This window comes from Mesorhizobium sp. B283B1A, from assembly GCF_020165735.1.
Taxonomy (GTDB): Bacteria; Pseudomonadota; Alphaproteobacteria; order Rhizobiales; family Rhizobiaceae; genus Mesorhizobium; species Mesorhizobium opportunistum.
This window is the reverse complement of sequence record NZ_JAIUIQ010000048.1, coordinates 1-22460: the sequence shown is the minus strand read 5'-3', so window position 1 is coordinate 22460 and position 22460 is coordinate 1. Positions and strand designations below refer to the sequence as shown.

The 22460-nt window shown below is 62.0% G+C and carries 21 protein-coding genes and 2 pseudogenes; 6 read left to right on the top strand and 17 right to left on the bottom strand.

What is annotated here, in order from left to right; genetic code table 11:
- Window positions 1–38 precede the first annotated feature (38 nt).
- The 3 genes from LB577_RS28525 to LB577_RS28515 form a co-directional block, all read right to left on the bottom strand.
- Complete coding sequence (locus LB577_RS28525) at window positions 39–557, bottom strand: PaaI family thioesterase (protein WP_224689848.1); 519 nt, start codon at window positions 555–557, stop codon at window positions 39–41.
- A complete protein-coding gene (gene recO / locus LB577_RS28520) occupies window positions 554–1330 on the bottom strand; it encodes a DNA repair protein RecO (protein WP_224689847.1) in 777 nt (258 codons plus the stop codon). Before recO ends, LB577_RS28525 begins: the two co-directional genes overlap by 4 nt.
- Window positions 1331–1463: 133 nt before the next feature.
- Window positions 1464–2630 (bottom strand): porin, encoded by a 1167-nt coding sequence (locus tag LB577_RS28515; RefSeq protein ID WP_224689846.1) that lies wholly within the window; start codon window positions 2628–2630, stop codon window positions 1464–1466.
- A gap of 745 nt (window positions 2631–3375) precedes the next feature.
- Here LB577_RS28515 and LB577_RS28510 point away from each other — a divergent pair.
- Window positions 3376–4179 (top strand): CPBP family intramembrane glutamic endopeptidase, encoded by an 804-nt coding sequence (locus LB577_RS28510; protein WP_224689845.1) that lies wholly within the window; start codon window positions 3376–3378, stop codon window positions 4177–4179.
- Window positions 4180–4307: 128 nt separating this feature from the next.
- Window positions 4308–5813, top strand: coding sequence for a winged helix-turn-helix domain-containing tetratricopeptide repeat protein (locus tag LB577_RS28505; RefSeq protein ID WP_224689844.1), 1506 nt, complete (start codon window positions 4308–4310; stop codon window positions 5811–5813).
- Between the two features lie 74 nt (window positions 5814–5887).
- On the opposite strand, the gene era is transcribed toward LB577_RS28505, so the two are convergent.
- From era to rpoZ, 9 genes are all read right to left on the bottom strand, one after another.
- Window positions 5888–6820, bottom strand: coding sequence for a GTPase Era (gene era, locus LB577_RS28500; protein WP_224689843.1), 933 nt, complete (start codon window positions 6818–6820; stop codon window positions 5888–5890).
- Complete coding sequence (gene rnc, locus LB577_RS28495) at window positions 6805–7518, bottom strand: ribonuclease III (protein WP_013896375.1); 714 nt, start codon at window positions 7516–7518, stop codon at window positions 6805–6807. Before rnc ends, era begins: the two co-directional genes overlap by 16 nt.
- Window positions 7519–7520: 2 nt before the next feature.
- On the bottom strand, window positions 7521–8270 hold the full coding sequence (gene lepB / locus LB577_RS28490) for a signal peptidase I (protein WP_224689842.1): 750 nt from the start codon (window positions 8268–8270) through the stop codon (window positions 7521–7523).
- Window positions 8271–8348: 78 nt separating this feature from the next.
- The gene (acpS, locus tag LB577_RS28485; RefSeq protein WP_224689841.1) at window positions 8349–8762 is read right to left on the bottom strand and encodes a holo-ACP synthase; all 414 of its coding nucleotides are present in this window, start codon (window positions 8760–8762) and stop codon (window positions 8349–8351) included.
- Window positions 8759–9358, bottom strand: a complete 600-nt coding sequence (locus tag LB577_RS28480) for a DUF2062 domain-containing protein (RefSeq protein ID WP_023768482.1) — start codon at window positions 9356–9358, stop codon at window positions 8759–8761. The genes acpS and LB577_RS28480 overlap by 4 nt, the downstream gene beginning before the upstream one ends.
- 264 nt (window positions 9359–9622) lie before the next feature.
- Window positions 9623–10003, bottom strand: coding sequence for a VOC family protein (locus LB577_RS28475; RefSeq protein ID WP_411969350.1), 381 nt, complete (start codon window positions 10001–10003; stop codon window positions 9623–9625).
- Window positions 10004–10129: 126 nt separating this feature from the next.
- Entirely contained in the window at window positions 10130–10708 is a 579-nt protein-coding gene (gene pyrE / locus LB577_RS28470; protein ID WP_224689839.1) for an orotate phosphoribosyltransferase, read from the bottom strand.
- Window positions 10709–10904: 196 nt separating this feature from the next.
- Complete coding sequence (locus LB577_RS28465; protein WP_013896381.1) at window positions 10905–13133, bottom strand: RelA/SpoT family protein; 2229 nt, start codon at window positions 13131–13133, stop codon at window positions 10905–10907.
- A 133-nt stretch (window positions 13134–13266) separates the two neighbouring features.
- On the bottom strand, window positions 13267–13668 hold the full coding sequence (rpoZ, locus tag LB577_RS28460; RefSeq protein ID WP_013896382.1) for a DNA-directed RNA polymerase subunit omega: 402 nt from the start codon (window positions 13666–13668) through the stop codon (window positions 13267–13269).
- Window positions 13669–14009: 341 nt separating this feature from the next.
- Here rpoZ and LB577_RS28455 point away from each other — a divergent pair, with 341 nt between their 5' ends.
- Window positions 14010–14591, top strand: a complete 582-nt coding sequence (locus tag LB577_RS28455) for an NYN domain-containing protein (protein ID WP_013896383.1) — start codon at window positions 14010–14012, stop codon at window positions 14589–14591.
- A gap of 11 nt (window positions 14592–14602) precedes the next feature.
- The gene (locus LB577_RS28450; RefSeq protein WP_224689838.1) at window positions 14603–15259 is read left to right on the top strand and encodes a uracil-DNA glycosylase; all 657 of its coding nucleotides are present in this window, start codon (window positions 14603–14605) and stop codon (window positions 15257–15259) included.
- Window positions 15260–15305: 46 nt separating this feature from the next.
- Here LB577_RS28450 and LB577_RS28445 read toward each other — a convergent pair.
- The 4 genes and pseudogenes from LB577_RS28445 to dapA form a co-directional block, all read right to left on the bottom strand.
- A pseudogene (locus LB577_RS28445) lies at window positions 15306–15533 on the bottom strand (zinc-binding dehydrogenase); the annotation flags it as partial.
- Window positions 15534–15762: 229 nt separating this feature from the next.
- Window positions 15763–16473 carry a GH25 family lysozyme gene (locus LB577_RS28440; RefSeq protein ID WP_224689837.1) on the bottom strand — a complete coding sequence of 237 codons (711 nt, stop codon included), beginning with the start codon at window positions 16471–16473 and terminating at the stop codon, window positions 15763–15765.
- Window positions 16474–16562: 89 nt separating this feature from the next.
- Window positions 16563–17042 carry an SsrA-binding protein SmpB gene (gene smpB / locus LB577_RS28435; RefSeq protein WP_013896388.1) on the bottom strand — a complete coding sequence of 160 codons (480 nt, stop codon included), beginning with the start codon at window positions 17040–17042 and terminating at the stop codon, window positions 16563–16565.
- A 151-nt stretch (window positions 17043–17193) separates the two neighbouring features.
- Window positions 17194–18075, bottom strand: coding sequence for a 4-hydroxy-tetrahydrodipicolinate synthase (dapA, locus tag LB577_RS28430; protein WP_224689836.1), 882 nt, complete (start codon window positions 18073–18075; stop codon window positions 17194–17196).
- Window positions 18076–18376: 301 nt separating this feature from the next.
- Here dapA and LB577_RS28425 point away from each other — a divergent pair, with 301 nt between their 5' ends.
- Window positions 18377–20437, top strand: coding sequence for a lytic transglycosylase domain-containing protein (locus LB577_RS28425; protein WP_224689835.1), 2061 nt, complete (start codon window positions 18377–18379; stop codon window positions 20435–20437).
- A 278-nt stretch (window positions 20438–20715) separates the two neighbouring features.
- On the top strand, window positions 20716–21621 hold the full coding sequence (locus tag LB577_RS28420; RefSeq protein WP_224689834.1) for an alpha/beta fold hydrolase: 906 nt from the start codon (window positions 20716–20718) through the stop codon (window positions 21619–21621).
- A gap of 45 nt (window positions 21622–21666) precedes the next feature.
- On the opposite strand, the pseudogene LB577_RS28415 reads toward LB577_RS28420, so the two are convergent.
- Window positions 21667–22329 (bottom strand): annotated as a pseudogene (locus LB577_RS28415) (site-specific integrase); the annotation flags it as partial.
- Window positions 22330–22460: the final 131 nt, after the last annotated feature.

Below are 22460 nucleotides of genomic sequence, written 5' to 3'. Positions count from 1 at the left end.
AATACGGCGGCTAGGCGACGGCTGGACAGCTGGAAAACTCAACGCGACGCCAGATTGGCGGCTGGAAATATGGAACATGTCTCGGTGCCGAAAGCTAGCAGCTTGCCGCCAGCGTCTTTCAACGTCGCTTCCGAAACGGCAAGCGTTCGGCCTTTGTGGACAACCTTGCCTTCGCAGACCACCTCGCCGGTCCTGGGCGTGATCGGCCGTGTCAAATTGACCTTGAATTCCGCGGTCGTATAGGCCTCGCCCTTTTCGAGCAGTGTCTGCACGGCGCAGGCCAAAGCCGAATCGAGAAGCGTCGCCGCCCAGCCGCCATGCACGCTGCCGAGCGGATTGAGGTGACGCTCGCTCGGCATGCCATGAAAGACAGCGCGCCCTTCCGAGACTTCGGTGAGGGTGAAATTCAGCAGAAAGGAAATCGGCGGCGCCGGATGTTTGCCATCGACGATGCGCTGCAGCAATTCCAGGCCGGTGTACTCCAGGATGTCGGCATGCGGGATCGTGCCCAAGCCGAGCGGCGAGACGCGGCCCGGATAAAGTTCAACCTCGCTCATGTGATGATTTCTCTGCCGGCATTCTCTCCGGCAATGGTCTTGCGCGCTGCATGATGCTTGCGCAGTGCGGCAAGAAAGCCGGCGCGGGCATCGGGCTGCTCGATGGCGCGCGGCTCATAGACGTGGCGGGTGAAGAAGAAGCCGGTGAGCCGGAAGGCGTCCTCGACAGCCCCGGGATCCGCGCGCAGGCCGGAACCGCGCTGCAGAAAGGCCGGCAGCGCCAGCATCTTGTCGCGCCACGGCAAGCCTGCTTCACGCGACACCGCGCGCCCCGATTTCGGCGAGACATAGGCTAGGTTCTGTTGCGTGCCGGTGGCGGCGCAGCGGCTGAGATCGAGGCCGAAGCCGAGTTCATCGAGGATCAGAAGCTCGAAGCGTGCCACCAGTTCACCTGCGGCATCGGCGTCGTCGAGATGGATGATCATCACCGAAAGCGCCTCGTAAAGGCCGCCATGGGCGTCGCGCTCCGGCAGCAGACGCAGATGCGCCGCCATGGTCTGCAATCCGTAGACGGCGATGGCGCTGTCCATCAGCCGGGCGGCATTCATCTCGATCGGCTCGGCCTGGAAGGTGCCGAGATGCTCGTCAAGGCGTGCCCGCCACAAGAGATCGACGCGATTGCCTGGCTGCAGGACAGGCTGCTGCTTGCGCGAACGGCCGCCGCGAACGAGACCGAGATGGCGGCCATGCGTACGCGTCATCACCTCGAGAATGGCGCCGGTTTCGCCATGCTTGCGGGTGCCGAGAATGATTCCCTCGTCGCGCCATTCCATTTCTAGAGCTTTTCACCGATCGGGTGGCGAAATCAAGATATGGGCTTGCGCCGGAGCCGGCTTTCGCAACAACGCATAAAAAACCGCCCGCAGCGATATGTGCTGCGGGCGGGTGGTGAGGTCAGTCTACCCTTTAGAAGTTGCGCTGGAAGCGGAGAATGCCGCCGACATTGCTCTTTTTGGTGGCACCGGCCCATATGGAGTTCGCCGGGGTGTCATTGCCGACATTCTGGTAGTCGACTTCGGCCGTGACCGTGAAGCCGGGCACAACGGTATAGGCAACGTTAGCGGCGATGCCGAGGTTCTTCCAGTCGTCGTAAGAGACCTGAGCGTTGAACGAGGTCTTGGCGTCGAATTTGTAGGTGCCGCCGCCCCAGATTGCCCAGTTGCCGCCCCACTGCTTGTAGAAGCCGCGACCTTTGGCATCGATGGCGTTGGTCGGATCGGTGAGGTTGTCATCGGTGCCGTAACCGCCCATGACGAACAGCGAAAATTCCTTGCTGACGTTCACGTCCAAACGAACCTTGCCGGCAACTTCTTCGTAGTTGCTGTCATACGCGACGACGCCAGTGATCGCACCCCAGTCGCCCTTGTACTTCAAGCCGCCGACGACATGCGGAACATAGCTGTCGATGGTTCCGATCTTGCCGGCGCCTTCTTCGAGCGAGACCAGCCCGGTCAGCCCGTTGCCTGCATCGAAGTAGTACTGAACGACGTTGCTCTCCTGCCCGCCATAGGGCACGATCGTGTCTTGGATGACGTTCCCGGCATAGCCGATGAACGTATCGAAAGCCGTGTCGTCCTTGCCGACGCGCAGGCCGCCGAGCTGAATCCAGGCGAAACGCAGCGAGAGAGACTTGTTGCGGCCTTGCCAGTCGTCGGCATTGCTGGCTTTTTGATTGAGATAATCACCTGAGCTGTTGCCGTAGTTGAACCGGGTCTCGGTGTAGGTCTTCAACGTGCCGAGTTCGGTCTCCTGACCGGTCCAGGTCTTCAGCGTGAAGCGGGTGTTCTTGTAATAGGTCGAATGCGTGTCGCCGGCGCTCTGATGGTCAGGGACATGGTTGACACCATCGAACGTGCCGGCGTCGCCGACGCCAATGTCATAACGGACATAGCCGCCGATGCGCAGGCAGGTCTCGGTGCCCGGGATGTAGAAGTAGCCGGCGCCGTAGACGTCGCAGATCTTGACGTATTCGGCCGGTTCCGGCTCTGCAACGACGACAGCGTCCGCGGCGCGCGCGCCGGATACCGCGATCAGTGCCGCGGCTGAGCCGAGAAGGAGGCTCTTGATGTTCATTTTCTGACCTCTCCAGTCAAAGTTAAAAATGGCTTCGGATTTGTGGCTGGCGGATATGTTTTCCCGCCTCATCCCCACAACGAAAAAGGCTCGCACCGCGTCCCCTTTTCGCGGCGAACATACCCATCAATCGTCCGCCTTCAATGACGGTTTCGTAAATAACGTCGATTCCATGAACAGAATAATCCTGTGTTGCACAAATAACACTTGCCATTTTAGCGAATGGCACAATCGGAACAACGTCATATATTCAATATATATTCGGATAATTTCCTGGCTAAATAGCTGTATACGCATGGTACCGCCACAAAACACCGGAACTCGTGAGGCCATGCCTGTTCCAAATTACTAATACGCAGCTGTTTTTTTGCCCCACGCATCGCCAGGCGACATTCGTCCCTTTGGCAACGCCGACGGCCCGGGCATCTGCGGCGATACGGTCGGGAGGCCGTCCGGCAAGACTGTGAGATGGCGCCAATCGGGACGCGGTGCCCGGTAGCAGTCCGTGGCCGGATTCCACATCGGCTCCGCCCCGGCTGCCGAGCAATAGGCCAGCCCTTCAGAAATGTCGGAAATATTTCAGAAACTGCTCGGGATTTTTGGCGGCACAAGAAGCAATAAGGGCAGGTCGGCCAGAGCGGTCGATCAACGGCCGGACACATTAGGCTCGTTTCCACATGCAGGTCGACCGATCGGGCAGCCCGGCGACTTCTCCTGACCAATCTGCCCGTCGAGAGGACCTGACATGATTTCCCTCCTGAGCACGGTGCGAAGGCACCAACTGACCACCTTCTTTTCACTGGCGCTTGGCCTGACCTGGCTGGGCTTCATCCCGTTCTGGCTGTCGAATGGCGACAGTATTCCCTGGTTTACGTTTGGCCCGATGGCCGCCGGCTTCATCGTCGCCTCTCTTTCCGGAGGTTGGACTTCAGTCAAGGCGATCCTCGCCTCGATGGTAAAGTGGCGGGTGCATCCGACATGGTACCTGGTGGCCTTCGGCCTGCCGTTCGCAACACAGCTGACTTCCATCATGATCAATCCGCTATTTGGCGCCGCAGCACCAGCCTGGGCCAATATTCCAGCCTTTTCCGAGATGGTGCCGATCATCGCGCTCTACGCCATCTTCAGCGGCCCGCTCGGAGAGGAGCCCGGTTGGCGGGGCTTTGCGACATCACGTCTGCTCGCCAGTCATTCGGCGCTGGCCGGCAGCCTGATCCTCGGCGTGATCTGGGCAGTCTGGCACTTTCCGCTTGGGCTGGTCGGCGACCTCAGCCTGTACGGCACGATCAATGTCTTGCTGGCTGCCGTGGTCTTCACATGGCTCTACCAGAATACCGGCAGCGTGCTTCTCGCCTTCATCATGCACCTCACCCACCAGAACAGCGTGCGCTTCCTGGGCCAGGTGTTCACGGGCGGCGACTACGTACAGCAGCAATGGCTCGGTGTCGGCTTTTGGGCAGTCATCGCGGTCATCATTGTCGCCCACTATGGCACGGAAAGTTTCGTGCGCAGGCCAAAGATGCGGTTTGCCGTCGCCGGCACAGTCTAACGCAAACGCAATTGTCGCGGCGACCGAAGCCAGGCGCTGCGTCTTTCTGGCGATGAAAGTGCACTGGCCCTTGACCCAGCCCGCTCGCCGTAGCCCAATGCCGGCATGGCTTCAGGAGCGGGCCTTTGATGGCGGTCTCGGCCACCGATCAGGTTTTTCAATTCGGCGGTTTTACGCTCGATCTGGGCAAAGGCACGCTCAGCCGGGCCGACCAGCCGGCCTTCCTGCGCCCGAAAGCCTACGCGTTGCTGACCCACCTTGCCTGCCACATCGGCCGCGTGGTGCCGAAATCGGAGCTGATGGATACGGTCTGGCCTGGAGTTTTCGTCACCGAGGATTCGCTGACGCAGTCGGTGCGCGAAATTCGTAAGGTGCTGGGTGAGGAACGGGTGCGGACGGTGTCGAAACGCGGCTACATGTTGGTGCCGGAGACGGAAGCAGTACCCGAATCCGGTGCACAGCCAATCGTGGCGGTGCTGAGATTTCGCAACGACGGCGCGGTCCCAGCCAATCAGGAGATTGTCGACGGTTTTGCAGAAGACATCATCAATGGCCTTGCCCGCTTCGGCACGGTGACAGTGCTGGCGCGCAATTCGAGCTTTTCGTTCGCCTCTCATTCGCCCGCCGAGTGGCCAGCCATCCGCTCGCGCATCGGCGCCGATTATCTCGTTGAAGGCTCGGTGCGGCGACAAGCGGAGCGCATCATCGCCGCGGTCAGTCTGATCGATGCCGCCAATTCAGCGCAGCTCTGGGGCGATCGCTACCAGGCCGAGGCTGCCGGGCTGTTCGCGATCCAGCAGGACATCGTCGAGCAGATCGTCGGTCGGCTGGTGGTCAAGGTCAGCAATGCCGGACTGACGCGCGCCTCGCGGCGGCCGGTGACCAGCCTCGCCTCCTATGAGTTGGTATTGCGAGGCGTCGCCTTGATGCGCGACCCGGCGCAAAGCGACCTGAAGGCAGCTGCGGCACTGTTCGAGGCGGCGATCTCGAAGGATCCTTCCTATGGCCTCGCCCACACGTATTTGGCGCTGTCCCATGTGCTGAACAGCGAATTCGGACCCACCAGCAGTTCCGTGCTGGCAAAAGCCCGCGATCTTGCGGAAAGGGGTATCGCGCTGTCTCCCGACCAGGCGACGGCGCACCGCATTCAGTCGCTGGTCCGGCTCAGCATGCGCGACCATCCGGCCGCCGAGCATCATTTGCGGATCGCGCTCGAGCTTAATCCTGGCGACGCCGAATGCATCGAGCAGATGGGCCATCTTCTGACGATGCGCGGCCGACCGCTCGAGGCGCTCAGCTGGCTGGCGCGCGCCATCAGGATCGACCCGCTCAATCCTCACTGGTACCAATACGATCGATCGCTGGCGCTCTACATGCTGGGCGAATACCGGCCGGCCGCGGAGGCATTGGAACTGGCGACGCGGCCAACGCCGTGGATCCGCACGCGCCTGGCCGCCTGCTATGCGCAACTCGGCAACATGGAGGCGGCAACACGCCAGGCGGCGTTGATCAATGCCGGTGGCTTCGATTTTTCGCCGGTCGACTATGCGACAACAGTGGTCCCGTTCGAAAACGCCGTCGACGCGGAGCATCTTGTCAATGGCGTATTGCTGGCGCTGGGACGGCGACGTTAGATCCGGTGCCGTTACCTCACAGCTTATATGGCGTGGCGACCAACCAGCTGACGAGTGCTGTGTCGATTTCGACCTTAATGCGGGAACTCCAGTCCCATCTCGCGGTAGCGCTCGGGATCGTCGCCCCAGTTTTCGCGCACCTTGACGAACAGGAAGAGGTGCACCTTCTGCTCGAGAATGCCCGCGATTTCCATGCGCGCCGCCTGGCCGATGGCGCGGATGGTCTCGCCCTTGTGGCCGAGCACGATCTTCTTCTGGCTGTCGCGCTCGACATAGATGGTCTGGTCGATGCGCACCGAGCCGTCCGGCTTGTCTTCCCATTTCTCGGTCTCGATATGGGAGGAATAGGGCAATTCCTGATGGAGCCGCAGATACAGCTTTTCGCGCGTGATCTCAGCTGCGAGCTGGCGCATCGGCAGGTCCGAAATCTGGTCTTCCGGATAGTACCAGGGGCCGGCCGGCAGCGCCTGCGCCAGATAGTCGAGCAGGTCCTTGCAGCCGGAACCGGTCAACGCCGAGACCATGAAGGTGCGCTTGAACGGCACTTTCTCATTCGCCGCCGCGGACAGGGCCAGAAGCGTCTCGTGCTTGACCCGGTCGACCTTGTTGAGGATCAGCGCCATCGGCTGGCGCACATCCTTCAGCCGCTCGAGGATGGCGTCGGCATCGCCCCGGATGCCGCGCTCGGCATCGATCAGCAGCAAGACGATGTCGGCGTCCTTGGCGCCGCCCCAGGCGGTGGTGACCATTGCGGTGTCGAGCCGCCGCTTGGGCTTGAAGATGCCGGGCGTGTCGACGAAGACGATCTGCGCATTGTCATGGGTGGCGATGCCGCGCACGATGGCACGTGTCGTCTGCACCTTGTGGGTGACGATCGACACCTTCGCGCCGACCAACTGGTTGACGAGCGTCGACTTGCCAGCATTGGGCGCGCCGATCAGCGCGACAAAACCGGAGTGCGTGGCGGGGGGTTCAGCAGTTTCGATATCGGTCATGCCGCGTTCCATACACCTTCGCGCAGCAGAAGGGCAGCCGCGGCCGCCTGCTCCGCCTCGCGCTTGGAACGGCCGCTGCCGACTGCCGGCTGAAACGTGCCGACCCTGACGCTGACCGTGAACAGCGGGTCGTGGTCCGGCCCCTCGCGGCTGTCGATCTGGTAGGCGGGAACCGCGCTCGCGGCCTGATGCGCCCATTCCTGCAATTCGGTCTTGGCGTCGCGACGTGCCGCGCCCGAAGCTTGCGAACGCGGCAGCCAATATTTGTGGATGAAAGCCCGCGCCGCCTCCAGCCCACCGTCGAGATAGAGCACGGCGATCAGCGATTCCAAGGCGTCGGCGCGCAGATTGACGCGCTTGCGCCCATCGAGCCCGCGTATATCCGATCCGGCGCGGATCAAGTCCGGCAGCCCGATATGTTCAGCAATGTCCGAAAGCGCCTCGGCGTTGACCAGCGCGTTGAGCCGCAGCGACAGCTCGCCTTCCGCCGCATCGGGAAACGCGGCCAGCAGCATGTCGGCGACGACCAGGCCGAGAACGCGGTCGCCGAGAAACTCGAAGCGCTCGTAATCGATGCCGGCATTGGCCCCACGGGCACTGGCATGCGTGAGCGCGCGCTGCAGGCGCTGGCGGTCGGCAAAGGCATGGCCCGTGCGTTCCACAAGCGCTTCGGCGAGCGCATCGGCGGTCAGGCGTTTTGCCGCTGCCATCCCTAATTGACGAAGTGGAACAGGCGCGACGCGCGCATCAGCGACGGCCATTTCCAGATTTCGAGTGGGCTTGCCTTGCCGGCGATCGAGAAGAAAACGAGATTGGCGCGGCCAACCAGGTTTTCCGCCGGAACATAGCCGACCGTGAAACGACTGTCGGCGGAGTTGTCCCGGTTGTCGCCCATCATGAAATAATGGCCGGGCGGCACGTCGAATTCGCGGGTGTTGTCGCCGATCGAATTCGGCGACAGGTCCAGCGTGTCGTAGCTGACACCATTAGGCAGGGTCTCACGATAGACGTCGATCGGATAATCCTTTTCCGTGACGTCGGGATTATCGATCTGGCCGGTCTTCACACGCGGCACGCCCACGCCATTGATGAACAACTGGCCGTCCTTCATCTGGATCTTGTCGCCGGGCAGGCCGACCACGCGCTTGATATAGTCGACGGAAGGGTCCGGCGGGAACTTGAACACCACGACATCGCCGCGCTTGGGCTCGGAGCCCCAGATGCGGCCAGAAAAAATATCGGGGCCGAAAGGCAGCGAATAGCGCGAGTAGCCGTAGGACCATTTGGTGACGAACAGATAGTCGCCTTCCAGGAGCGTCGGCCGCATCGATCCCGACGGGATCGAAAAGGGCTGGAACAAGAGCGTGCGGATGACCAGGGCGAGCAAAAGCGCCTGGACGACGACGCTAATGGTTTCGCCAAGCCCGCCGGATTTCTTCTGGGATTTATCAGCCACGCTCATGTCGTCCTCGATTGTGCGTTGGATGGTATAGAGTCTCGGCGCGCGCTGGGCAACGTCAATGCCGGTCGTCAGAGGCAATCAATGTGGCGCTTCTTCGACGGGCAACGCTTCGATGATCACAAAGGCTTGAGCAAGCGGGAAATCATCCGTGATGGTGAGGTGGATCGCCGCGCGATGTCCCCGGGGCAGGATCTTTTCCAGCCGCGCCAGTGCACCGCCAGTCAGCGCCATCGTCGGCGCCCCGCTGGGCAGGTTGACGACACCCATGTCGCGCCAGAAGACGCCTTGCGCCAGACCCGTTCCCAAGGCCTTGGCGCAAGCCTCCTTGGCGGCGAAGCGCTTGGCGTAGGAGGCGGCGCGGGCGCGCCGGTTTTCCGAACGCGGCTGTTCGACCTCGGTGTAGATTCTCTGGATGAAGCGCTGGCCGTGGCGCTCCAGCGACTTCTCGATGCGCCTGATATCGATCAGGTCACTGCCGATGCCAATGATCATCGTGCGGCGGAGCCGATGCTTCCCGTGGGATGGGACGATTGGCCATGACGGCGTGCGCGCTCGGCAAGGCGCTTGCGACGCTGTTCGCGGAAAGCGTTCATGCCCCAGCGCGTGATGCCGTAGAACAAGAGGCCAAACACCAGCCCGAGCGGCACGGCGCCGATCAGCATGGGTTCCAGCACGGGGTGCCACAGCTTCGCAAACGAAAGCGTATGCATCATGTCGCCCAGTTGCGCAGGCGGTCCGTGCTTGGGCAGACGCTCATGCAGGATCAGCTTGCCGGTTTCCCAGGACGCGCCCCACAACAGGGGAAAGGTCAACGGATTGCCGAAGAAAACCGCGCCGAGGGCGGCTGCCACCAGATTGCCGGCGATCAGCCAGCATACGATAGCGGCAATGGCGAAATGAAAGCCAACCGGGAAGAACGATGCAAAGACGCCGGCGGCGACCCCGGCCGCCACAGCGTGCGGCGTGGCCTTCAGCCGCAGGATACGCTTGGAGAAATACTGGAGCGAGCGTGAAAACGAGCGGCGCGGCCAAAGATAGGTACGCACCCGCTCGAGAAGACCATCAGGCTTGCGGCGACGAAAAAGCACTCTATCCTATTCCCGGTAACGTACAGCTTACATACCGGCTGCTTCCAGCCCGGCTTCGACCGTCATATCTTGCGCTTTGCGGCCGCCTAAAGGCAATCGCGACTTTGATATAGCCATGCGCACCCCCGACAACAACCAAATGCCATCCGAACTGCGGCCATACAGCCTATAATCCTGGTAAGGTTCGCCTCCTCCAACACCGGATAATCACGGCGAATTTGAGAAGGGGCGTCGGCTTTTTGTCGCAGCCCAATACTTTCGATACTACCGCAGGTATTCGCTGACCTCGACAAGGTTGCCGTCGGGGTCGCGGAAATAGACCGACATCATCGGGCCGCGGGCGCCGGTGCGCTCGACCGGCCCCAGCTCCACCACCACATTGTCTGCCTCGAGACTGGCGATGACTTCGGCGAGCGGGCGATCGGTGATCAGGCAGAAATCGCCGGATCCGGCCGTCGGCAACCTAGCCTTCGGTTCGAAAGTCCGACCGATCTCGTGGACATTGATCTTCTGGTTGCCAAAAGCCAGCGCTGTCGGCTGGCCCGGCGTATCGATGCGCTCAAAACCCAGTACGCGCTGATAAAAGGCGCAGGTCGCGTCGAGCGACGCCACCGTCAAAACAAAATGATCGATCCCGACGATCATCGACGATCTGTTTTCATCCATGTCATCCTCTCAAAATCGCCGCGCATTCTTGGGCGATATGCACGGTTTGTTTCATGCATGTCGTCTCTCCCAAAACCGCTGCACACTTTTGGGCGACATGCACGGTCAAATGTTGCGGCTGCCGGGCTTGATTGCCGGTATGGCGGCAAGCTCCGGCGGCAGCCGGTCCGCGGGATAGGCCGGGACCTCATACTCGGCCAGCGCGATCAGCGGCACGCCGACATGGGTCTTGCCGGCCGAACGGTCGATGATGCAGGCGGCGGCGACCACTTCTGCGCCAAGCTCGCGCAGGCAGTGGATGGTTTCGCGGATCGACAGGCCGGTGGTGACGATGTCCTCGACAATGACGACACGCGCGCCGCGCGCAATCTCGAAGCGACGCAAGCGGAACTCGCCCCCTTCCCGCTCGACCCAGATCGCCGGCACGCCGAGATGGCGCGAGGTCTCGTAAGCCGGGATCAGGCCACCGATCGCCGGGCCGACGACATAGTCGATCTTGCCCGGCACCGCCGCGCGGATCTTTGTCGCAAGCGCCTTGCACAGCCGCTCGGTCTTGTCGGCGTGCATGAACACGCGCGCCTTCTGCAGGAAAACCGGGCTGCGCAGGCCGGACGTCAAGATGAAATGCCCCTCCAGAACAGCACCCGCCTCGCGGAAAATGCCCAGCACTTCATCGGTGTTCATTGTTCGCTCCAGTGAGTAGTGAGTAGTGAGTAGTGAGTAGTGAGTAGTGAGTAGTGAGTAGTGAGTAGTGAGTAGAAGGCAGAAGGCAGAAGGCAGAAGGCAGAAGGCAGAGGGTAGAGGGTAGAGGGTAATGCACTTCCTTCACCATTCACCATTCACCATTCACTACTCACTACTCACTACTCACTACTCCCTATCACCCATTCACACGCCGTGCATCGCTGACGCTCGAATTGTCCTTGAGCTGCGACAGCAGCCGGTTGAGATGCTTCAGATCCCAGACCTCGAGATCGATCAGCATTTCGGTGAAGTCGGGCGCCGTGCGCACCATCGACAGCGTATGGATGTTGGCGTCGTTGGAAGCAACGACCTGGGCGATGTCGGCGAGCGATCCCGGCGCATTGATGGCGGTGACCGAGACACGTGCGGGAAACCGTTCCTTGGTGCGTTCATCAATGTCCCAGCGCACGTCGATCCAGCGCTCGGGCTGGTCGTCGAAGGCCTGCAGCGCCGGCGACTGGATCGGATAGATGGTGATGCCGGTGCCCGGCTGGACGATGCCGACGATGCGGTCGCCAGGCACGGCGCCTTCCGGCGCGAAGCGCACCGGAAGATCGCCGCGCACGCCGCGGATGGGAACTGCGCCGTCGCGCGGCTGGTCCTTGTCCTTGCGCGCGGCGCGGCCCGGTATCTGGAACAGCATGCCGGCCGCGTTGCGGATCTTCGACCAGCCCTCCTCGCGCTGCTTGGGCGCTGCCGGCGTGACGCGCTCGTCCTTGTAGTCGGGGAACACCGCCTTCATGACGTCGGTCGAGGCCAGTTCGCCGCGACCGACCGAGGCCAGGACATCCTCGATGTCCTTGCGCGCCAGCCTGTGCAGCACCGGCTTCAGGCTATCCTTGGTGAAAGTCTTGCCGGCCCGTTCGAAGGCCCGCTCCAGAATGCGCGCGCCAAGGCCCGAATACTGCTTGCGGATGGCGTTCTTGGTGGCCCGGCGGATGGCGGCACGCGCCTTACCGGTGACCACGACCGATTCCCAGGCGGCAGGGGGCACCTGCGCCTTGGAGCGGATGATCTCGACCTCGTCGCCATTCTTCAGTTCCGTCATCAGTGGCATGATGCGGCCGTTGACCTTGGCGCCGACGCAGGTGTCGCCGACATCGGTGTGCACCGCATAGGCGAAGTCGATGGGCGTGGCGCCGCGCGGCAACGCAATCAGCATCCCCTTCGGCGTGAAACAGAACACCTGGTCCTGGAACAGCTCCAGCTTGGTGTTTTCGAGGAAATCCTCGGGATTGTCGCCTTCGGCGAGTTGCTCGATGGTGCGCCGCAGCCAGGCATAGGCGTTGGTTTCCTTCGAGATGGCGGGGGCGGCACCGTTCACCTTGCCGCCGGTATCCTTGTAGATGGAATGGGCCGCGACGCCATATTCGGCGATCTTGTTCATCTCGCGGGTGCGGATTTGCAGTTCGACGCGCTGGCGCGAAGGACCGACGATGGTGGTGTGGATCGAGCGGTAGTCGTTCTGCTTCGGCGTCGAGATGTAATCCTTGAAGCGGCCGGGAACCATCGACCATGTGGTGTGGATGGCGCCGAGCGCACGATAGCAATCCTCGACCGTATCGACGACGACGCGGAAGCCGAAAATGTCGGACAGCTGCTCGAAAGACAGGGCCTTGGCCTCCATCTTGCGGAACACCGACCACGGCTTTTTCTGGCGGCTTTTGACGCCGGCATTGATCGCATGTTTCTCGAACAGCGTAGACAGCGCCTTTTCAATGTCGGTCAGCACGCCCTTGTTGCGCTCGAAGATCTCGGCAAGCCGCGCGGTGACGGCGCGGTAGGCTTCAGGATTGATGAAGCGGAAGGCGATCTCCTCCAGTTCCTCGCGCATACCTTGCATGCCCATGCGCCCAGCCAGCGGCGCATAGATGTCCATGGTCTCCTCGGCAATGCGCAGGCGCTTGGCCTCCGGCATATGGTCGAGGGTGCGCATGTTGTGCAGGCGGTCGGCGAGCTTGACCAAAAGCACGCGGACGTCCTCCGAAATGGCCAGCAGCAGCTTGCGCAGGTTTTCCGCCTGCTCGGCCTTCTTCGACACGAGGTCCAGCTTCTTAAGCTTGGTCAGGCCCTCGACCAGCTTGCCCATTTCCGGGCCGAACAGATCGTCGATCTCGGCCCGCGTCGCCGTGGTGTCCTCGATGGTGTCGTGCAGCAGGGCGACCGCGATGGTCGCCTCGTCCATGTGCATTTCGGTCAGGATCGCCGCGACTTCGAGCGGATGCGAAAAATAGGGATCGCCGGACGCGCGCTTCTGGTGGCCATGCTTCTGCATGGCATAGACGTAAGCCTTGTTGAGCAATGCCTCGTTGACGTCAGGCTTGTAGCGCTGGACGCGCTCGACAAGCTCATACTGACGCATCATGGGCGGAATCTCTCGGCGATGAAATGAATCATGCGCCGCACTGCTGTACGGCGCATGTCATAGATAACCACGAAACTGCCAGGACGGAAGTGCGGAAGATTATTCCAGCAACCCCCGGAACAGAAGCTCGCTCTTAGTAGTCGTCGCTCTTTTCCGGCGGCACCAGACCCTCGATGCCGGCCAGCAGGTCTTCCTCGGTCATCCGGTCGAACGTGACATTCTCCTCGGCGTCGTCGGTGTCGGCGGCCGCAACGGCACCGCCGGTCTGGTCGGCAATCACTTCGCCATCGGCCTCGGGCTCATCGACCTCGACATGCTTCTGCAGCGAGTGGATCAGATCTTCCTTGAGATCGTCGGGCGACAGCGTCTCGTCGGCGATCTCGCGCAAGGCGATGACCGGGTTCTTGTCGTTGTCGCGCGGCACGGTGATCTGCGCGCCCTGGCTGATCTGGCGAGCGCGGTGGCCGGCAAGCAGCACCAGCTCGAAGCGGTTGTCGACCTTGTCGATGCAATCTTCAACGGTTACGCGGGCCATGGATTGCCCCTTTCATGCCTGGATTTGACGGAAAACAGGCGCGGTCCATAACCCGAACGCCGCCGAAATACAAGCTTCTTGGCAATGGCGGCGCTATTGGGCGCTCAATCCCCTGTCCAGACATTGGATTTGGCAAAGTCGGGGGATTTGGCAAAGTCGGGCCGCCTCCTTCGTTCGGTGCAGCGATCACAATTGCTTGCAGTGCTCCATCACGCCTTGGATTGCCACCAAACTGGCGTTATCTCGGATGGACAAGGTCAGCCGGTTTATTATGAGCCTGACCGGTAGTCGCTACCGCATTTCGTTTAGACGGCCCGCATTTTCGAAAAGGAATATTTTCCATGTTCGACCCTCGTGAAAAGATCGCCCTGTTCATCGACGGTGCCAATCTCTACGCCACGTCGCGGGCGCTCGGCTTCGACATCGACTATCGCAAGCTCTTGTCGAGCTTCCAGAAGCGCGGCTATCTCCTGCGCGCCTATTATTACACGGCGCTGGTGGAGGATCAGGAATACTCGTCGATCCGCCCGTTGATCGATTGGCTCGACTATAACGGCTTCAAGGTGGTCACCAAACCCGCCAAGGAATTCACCGACTCGACCGGCCGCCGCAAGATCAAGGGCAATATGGACATCGAGCTCACGGTCGACGCGCTGGAGCTCGCCGATGTCGTCGACCACTATGTCATCTTTTCCGGCGACGGCGACTTCCGCACCCTGGTCGAGGCGCTGCAGCGGCGTGGCCGCAAGGTGTCGATCGTCTCGACCATGGCCTCGCAGCCGCCGATGATATCGGACGACCTGCGCCGCCAGGCCGACCATTTCATCGACCTTGTGACACTGAAGAACGAGGTCGGCCGCGATCCCTCGGAGAGGCCCGTGCGCCGGCCCGAGCCGGCCGAAGTCGACGAGGACGACTACTGAGGCCGGTCGCCTTGACGGCCCTTTCCGCTTCCGAGCCGGACCGCGACTGCCCCCTCTGTCCGCGGCTGCATGACTTCATCGCCGAATGGCGGCAGCGCGAGCCGTCCTGGTTCAACGCGCCGGTACCGACTTTCTTGCCGCCGGAAGGTGATGGCGCGGTTCGATTACTGATCGTCGGGCTGGCGCCCGGCCTGCGCGGCGCCAACCGCACCGGGCGTCCCTTCACCGGCGACTATGCCGGCGACCTGCTCTACTCGACGCTGATCGCGCACGGTTTTGCACGTGGCGAGTTCAAGGCCCGGCCCGATGACGGTCTGGAGCTTGTCGGCACGGCGATCACCAACGCGGTGCGCTGTGTGCCGCCGGAGAACAAACCCGTGGGCGCCGAGATCGCCACTTGCCGGACGTTCCTGGTGCCGACGATCGCCCGCTTCCCCAATTTGCGCGCCGTGCTCGCGCTGGGATCGATCGCGCACCAGTCGACGGTGCGCGCGCTGGGCGAGCGTGTCGCCGCCTACCCGTTCAAGCATGGCGGGCAATTGCCGGCCGGCGGCATCACGCTGTTTTCCAGCTATCACTGCTCGCGCTACAACACCAATACGGGTGTGTTGACGGAAGCGATGTTCGTCAAGGTTTTGAGCGAGATCGCGGAATTCCTGCGGGAATAGCGCGATTCCGGACGGGAAACCGTTTCACAATTTTTCTGAAATTGCGTCAGAACCCCTCCAGCACGATTTTGCCCTTGGCCCTGTCGCTCTCGATCAGCGCGTGAGCACGCTTCAGATTGGCGGCATCAATGGGACCGAATGTCTCACCCAGTGTGGTGCGGATCGTGCCAGCGTCTACGCCAGTTCAGATGCTCTCCTGCGCAGCCATATCAGGCGCTTCGTACAGTGAGCGGGTGAACATCAGCTCCCAATGGATCGAAACGCTCTTGCGCTCATCATCGCGCTGAAAGTGTGGGGCGACGCGAATGTGACGCTGGCGCCAGAGGGGTCTCAAGCCGCGGCTTGAGGCGGTGGCGGCAGCGACCGGCAAAGCTCACACTGGCAGCAGTGCGTCCGGTTCCACGTCGCCGATCGAGGCATAGGTAAGTGCCACCGCAATCGTCATTGGATTCAATGGCATGGCTCGGCTTGTGAAGAAACAGATTCGGGCGCGCGCCAACACCTCAATGCGCGGATGCAAGCAGCGCCGCCAATCTCTCCTGCCCGCCTTGGAGAACGTTCAGGTCGACATCGCCCGCGATCCCGTCGACGCGGCCCCTGTTGTGATACTGCCAATAGACCCAGTCGTGGCGGTCCGGCTCGACGAGCAGCGAGCGAAGCCAGAGCGGACGAGCCGCGATCTGCCCGGCATAGGCTGCCTCGGCCTCATCCGTCAGATAGACGATCGCCGGCTTGCCGAACGCTGCCTCGACAGGTCCGAGAAAGGCCCGGAGTTCGGCATTCAATTGTTCGGGCGACGGGCGCTGCGGACAATTGCCGCCGAACTCGACGTCGACGACCGGCGGCAGCAAGGGCTGATCGCGTGGCACGACCGAGATGAAATTCTTCGCCTGATCGGCGCCAGGCCGGCAGAAGGTGAAGAAATGATAGGCGCCGACGGCTAGGCCGGCCGCGCGAGCCTCCCGCAGATTCCGATCGAAGGCATCATCGACATGATCACCGCCCTCGGTCGCCTTGATGACGGCAAAGGCGACATCGTCGGCGGCAACACGCCGCCAGTCGATCTGGCCCTGATGATGGGAAACATCGATGCCCCTGAGCGGATATTTGCCGCGGTCGGGAGAATAGGTCTGAAAGTAGAAGAAGCCGCCGGCGACGATGAGGGTTGCAAGAATCAGGCTAACCGATCCCCAGAGGATGATCCGGTTCTTCAAAACTGTCTCCCCCCGGTATCAGCTTGGCTCGGCTGCTCGCACCTGAAGGCCAAACGCTTGGCTTTTCCAGGGCTATCGCCCGATGTTTCTCACCCGCGCTCCTTCAAGAGCCGGCCCTTTTCACGCGACCAGTCGCGCTGTTTCTCGGTCTCGCGTTTGTCGTGCAGCTTCTTGCCGCGACCGACGGCAAGCAGCAGCTTGGCGCGGCCCTGGTCGTTGAAATAGATCTTCAGCGGCACCAGGGTCATGCCTTCGCGGTCGACACTCTGCGCCAGCTTTGCCATCTCGCGCTTGTTGAGCAGGAGTTTGCGGCGCCGCCTGGGCTCGTGGTTGAAGCGGTTGGCCTGCAAATATTCCGGCAGGTAGGAGTTGATCAGCCAGATCTCGCCGCCCTCGACCGAAGCGTAGCTGTCCTGGATGTTGGCCTGGCCCTGGCGCAGCGACTTGACCTCGGTGCCGGTCAGCACAAGGCCAGTCTCGATCGTGTCGAGCACCTCATAGGAAAACCGCGCCTTGCGGTTTTCCGCAACGGTCTTGTTGTTGGGATCGGCTTTTCTGACTTGATTCATGACGCTTAGAGTCCGTTTCGAAACTCGCTCCTGCGAGTCAGATGATGGTGTCATCGAGAACCGGAGCGGAGCGTACATATAGTACGTGAGCACCGGAAGCGCAGGTGACACCTTCAGGTGGCCGCAGGAGTAGAGTTTCCAAACGGGCTCGCTAATTAATCAAGCCGGCATGCTTCATGGCCGCATCGATCTTTTCGGCTGTCGAAGGCTCGACCGTAACCAACGGCGAACGCAGCACGTTCTCGACCTTGCCGAGCTTCGACAGCGCGTATTTGGCGCCGGAAACGCCAGGCTCGATGAAAATGGCCTTGTGCAGCGGCAACAGACGGTCCTGCAATTCCAGCGCCTTGGCGCTGTCGCCGGAGAGCGTCGCTTCCTGGAACTCGGCACAGAGCCGCGGCGCGACATTGGACGTCACCGAGATGCAGCCGATACCGCCATGCGCGTTGAAACCGAGTGCGGAGGCATCCTCGCCCGAAAGCTGAATGAAATCCTTGCCGCAAGTCATGCGCTGCTCGGAAACACGCTCGACCTTGCCGGTGGCATCCTTGACGCCGACGATGTTCTTGAAGTCATGCGCCAGCCGTCCCATCGTCTCCGGCATCATGTCGATCACCGAGCGCGGCGGGATGTTATAGATGATGATCGGCAGCTTGGTCGCCCTGGCGACGGCGGCGAAGTGCTCGTAGAGCCCGCGCTGCGTCGGCTTGTTGTAATAGGGCGTGACCACCAAAGCGGCATCGGCGCCGGCCTTCTCGGCATATTGCACGAGCCCGACGGCCTCTTCGGTGTTGTTGGAACCGGCGCCTGCGACGACAGGGGCGCGGCCCTTGGCCACCTCGATGCAGACCTTGACGACGTGGCGATGCTCGTCATGCGACAGCGTCGGCGACTCGCCCGTGGTGCCGACCGGGACCAGGCCCGTCGTGCCCTCGCCGAGCTGCCATTCGACAAACGCGCGAAAGGCTTTCTCGTCGAAACGCCCGCTCTTTTCGAACGGTGTCACGAGCGCAGTAAGCGAGCCTCTCAGCATATCGTCCAACTCCTTGGGACTTCTTTGTTGTGCATGTCGTTGTCCCAAAACCGGTAACCACTTTTGGGCGACATGCATCGGTGTTTTGTCGATTAGTTTGTCGTGCGCGCCTTCTAGCCGAAAGCGAAGCGGCGCACCATAGTCTCGACATGGTTGCGCGGCAAGCATTGCCTTGGTGCCACCGAGCGCAATTCGAACGGCCTCGATAAGCTTTTGTTTACGAGCCCTTCACGACCTAAGTTTAGGCTTCGAGGCATCTTCGCCTGCTGGCAAATGCCAGAGCAAGGAAAGACGTAGGATCATGCCGGCCAATCGGCCCCATTTCTTCGCGCTGCTTGGCGCCATTGCCGTGCTGGTGCCCGGCGTGGCGATCGGCGGCAGCGTCGATGTGCGGGTCACCTCGGCCATCCCCATGCCGGATCTGCAAGACCAGAACCTGCAAGACCCGAACCGGCAAGACGAGGCGCAGCAGGATCCCTCCCCCAGCGTCGCCCTGCTGAAAAGCGGGCTGGATGCGCTGGCGGCCGGTGATATTCCCCGCGCTCGCGGCGTGCGTGACGCCCTGCCCGCTCATGCACTCGACCAGCACATTCTGGCTTGGGCAATCGCGCTCTATGGCGGCGACAAGGTACCGAGCGGCGATATCGCCACCGCCGCGAAGGTGCTGCCCAACTGGCCGGGCACGGCTGCCCTGCGCAAGAACAGCGAGCGCGCTCTTTATCGCGAAAACCCCGCCCCCGACATCGTCGTCCGGGCGTTCGATGGCAGCCAGCCGCAGACATTCGAAGGCGTGATGGTTTTAGCCCGTGCCTACGTGGCATCCGGCGATATCAAGGCGGCGCGCTCGGTGCTGTCGCCGTTCTGGCACACGGCAATCCTGGAAGCCAAGGACGAGACGGCGCTGATCAAGGAGTTCGGCGGCCTGATCCCTGCCGCCGACCATCGCTTTCGCATGGAGCGCATGTTCTATGCCGACCGGGTGAATTCCGCCCTGCGCGTCGCCGGCCTTGCCGGCGCCCAGCAGCTGGCGGACGCCTGGGCCGCCGCCGACAGGGGCGACAAGAACACGCCGAAACTGCTCAAGGCAGTGCCAGCGGCGCAGCGTTCGGCCGGTTATTTCTTCGCCCAGGCCGAATATTTGCGCAAGCAGGAGGATCTTGCCGGCGCCGCCGCCATTGTCATGAAGGCGCCGACGGACCGCGAAGCACTTGTCGATCCGGACGCCTGGTGGGTCGAGCGCCGGGTGCTGTCGCGCGAGTTGGTCGACCAGGGCGACATGAAGATGGCCTACCGGATCGTCGCCATGCATGCGGCCGAAAGTGCTGCCAATGCGGCGGAAGCCGAATTCCATGCCGGCTGGTACGCGTTGCGCGGCCTGAACGACCCCAAGCTTGCCGCAACGCATTTCACGCGCATCGCCGACCTTGCCCAGGGACCGATGACCCTGTCGCGCGCTTATTACTGGCTCGGCCGTGCCGCGGAAGTCGGCGGCCCCGGCAATGCCAAGGACTATTTTGGGCGCGCAGCTGACTATGGCACGACTTTTTACGGCCAGCTTGCCGCCGAGCGTGTCGGCCGGCAGGCGCTGAATATCGTCTATCCCTCGCCAAGTGCGGCCGACCGGCAGAGTTTTGCCGGCCGTGAAGCGGTGAGCGCCATCAAGCGCCTGCAGGAGGCAGGCTATGATCGCTATGCCGAAACGCTCTATCGCGATCTTGCCGGACAGTTGACCAGCCCCGGCGAACTGGCACTGCTCGCTGTCCTTGCCGAGAAACAGGACAACCATTTCATGGCGTTGAAGGTCGGCAAGATCGCCGGCGCGCGCGGCATCGATGTCGGCGCGCTGTCGCATCCACTCGGCGTCATTCCCGATTCGGCCAATATTTCCGGCTCGGGCAAGGCGCTCGCCTATGCGATCGCCCGCCAGGAAAGCGAATTCAACGTCGGCGCCGTCTCCAGCGCAGGAGCACGCGGGCTGCTGCAGCTGATGCCGGGGACCGCCAGGCAATTGGCGAAGAAGGCCGGATTGCAATTTTCGCAGACACGCCTGACCACCGACGCCGGCTACAACGCCACGCTTGGCTCGGCCTTCCTTGGCGAACAGCTCAACCGCTTCAACGGCTCCTATGTGTTGACCTTCGCCGGCTACAATGCCGGTCCGGCCCGCGCCAGCCAATGGGTTGCGAAATACGGTGACCCACGCGGCAAGGACATCGATGCGGTGGTGGACTGGATCGAGCGGATTCCCTACACGGAAACAAGAAGTTACGTGCAGCGTGTGATGGAGAATTACGAGGTCTACAAGATGCGTATTTCCGGCAAATACGACATTGTGGGAGATCTGGTGAACGGACGGAGTTGACGGCAAGCACACCGTCGCCAAAGTTGCCGATCTCCCCCCTTGCGGGGGAGATGCCTGGCAAGGCAGAGGGGGGTGCTGTCCCTCGGCCTATCAGCTAATTTGTTGACTCGTTCCGAATTAGCCATTCAAGGTTGGCGATCCTTCACACCCCCCTCTGGCCTGCCGGCCATCTCCCCCGCAAGGGGGGAGATTGGCAGCTTCGGCGTCGCGCCTTCTATTTGACCGCTCCTGCACTCATCTGTAGCAGTCGGAAACAAGCCGGCCAGGAGTCTTTTCCAATGTCGAACCACGAAGGCTTTTCCGACTTCTTCTACGCCGCGTCCGATGGGCTCAGACTTCATGCGCGCGTCTATGGCGAAGCGAATTCCGGACACTGGCCGGTCGTCTGCCTGCCTGGCCTGACCCGCAACGCGCGGGATTTTCACGAGCTGGCGCTGCGTCTGTCGACAGGATCCGATCCACGCAAGGTGGTTGCCTTCGACTATCGCGGACGCGGGCAGTCGGCCTACGATCCCGATCTCAGCCACTATAATGTCGGCGTCGAGGCCGGCGACGTGCTTGCCGGGCTGGCAGCGCTCGGCATCGAGGAGGCCGCCTTCATCGGCACCTCGCGCGGCGGGCTGATCATCCATGTGCTCGGCGCCCTGCGGCCAGCCGCGCTGAAAGCCATTGTTCTCAACGACATCGGGCCCGTGATCGAGCCGGCAGGCCTCGCGCATATCCAGTCGTATCTCGAGCGCGCGCCGAAGCCGAAGACCGTCGCCGAGGTGATGAATGCTCAACGCAGCGTTCACGGTCGGGACTTTCCGGCGCTCACCGAAGCTGACTGGAAGCGGATGGTGGCGGCGCTCTACCGCGAGACGGATCTGGGGCTGTTGCCGGACTTCGACCCGAGACTGGTCGACACGGTTGCCGGTCTCGACCTGTCGCAGCCATTGCCGGCCTTGTGGCCGCAGTTCGATGCGTTGGCGGCGATTCCCTTGCTCGCCATACGCGGCGCCAATTCGAGATTGCTGTCGGTGGACACGCTGCGGCGGATGCGAGAGCGCCATCCGATGACGGATACGATCACGGTCGAGGGCCAGGGTCACGCCCCTTTCCTCGAAACCGGCAGCTTGCCCGACGACATCGCGGCTTTTCTCGCCCGTGCGGAAAGGCAGGGAGGCTCGAAGCAAGAAGCCTAGGGTCAAATCTTGACCCCATGAATTGCGGTCGCCCGCCCCATTGCACCGAGGCGTCTCCAGCACGGTAACGCAGCCGTCGAGATCGTTGGTGGCCAGATGCGCGTAACGCATGGTCATCGATAGGGTCTGATGGCCGAGCCACATCTGCACGCGCCTGATGTCGATGCCGCCCTGGACAAGACGCGAAGCGCAGGTGTGACGCAGGATGTGCGGCACGACCTGGTCGTCGGCGCCAAGTCCGACCTCGGCTTTCGCCGCGTTCCAGATGGCACGGAACTGTGCCTGGCTGAGCTTGGTGAATGGGCCCTTCGGCCGACGGCCTTCGGCCGGAGGCAGCTTGATCACCTCCTTGACCCGCTCGGTCATCGGGATGGTGCGGCTGCGGCCGGATTTGGTGATCCAGAAGGAGACGCGATGCTCCTGGAGGTCGTTCCAGATCAGCCTCAGCGCCTCGCCGAGACGGCAGCCGCTATCGACCAGGAAGACGGAAAGCCTGTAGGCATCCTCGCTGCGGCTCTTGATAGCGGCGAACAGCCGCGCCTCTTCGTCCCTTTCCACGAAACGAATCCGCCCCGCCCGTTCCTTCTGGCGACGGAACTCGGGCAGGCTGTGAATATCCCCCATCTTGTAAGTCTTGCGCAGCAGTTTGCTGAGGGCAGTCATCTTTCGATTGATGGTTGCGTTGCTGTTGCCGCGCTGGCGCAAGGTGACATCCTGCTTCGCGGGGAGGTCTGGGCTTGTCCTGCGAAGCTCGAAGAGCGATGCCCTTCCCGAGAGATGGGTGACAGTTCATTCCGGATAGATGGGTTACACTTTCGGCCCTTTGCAAGGAGAGCAAG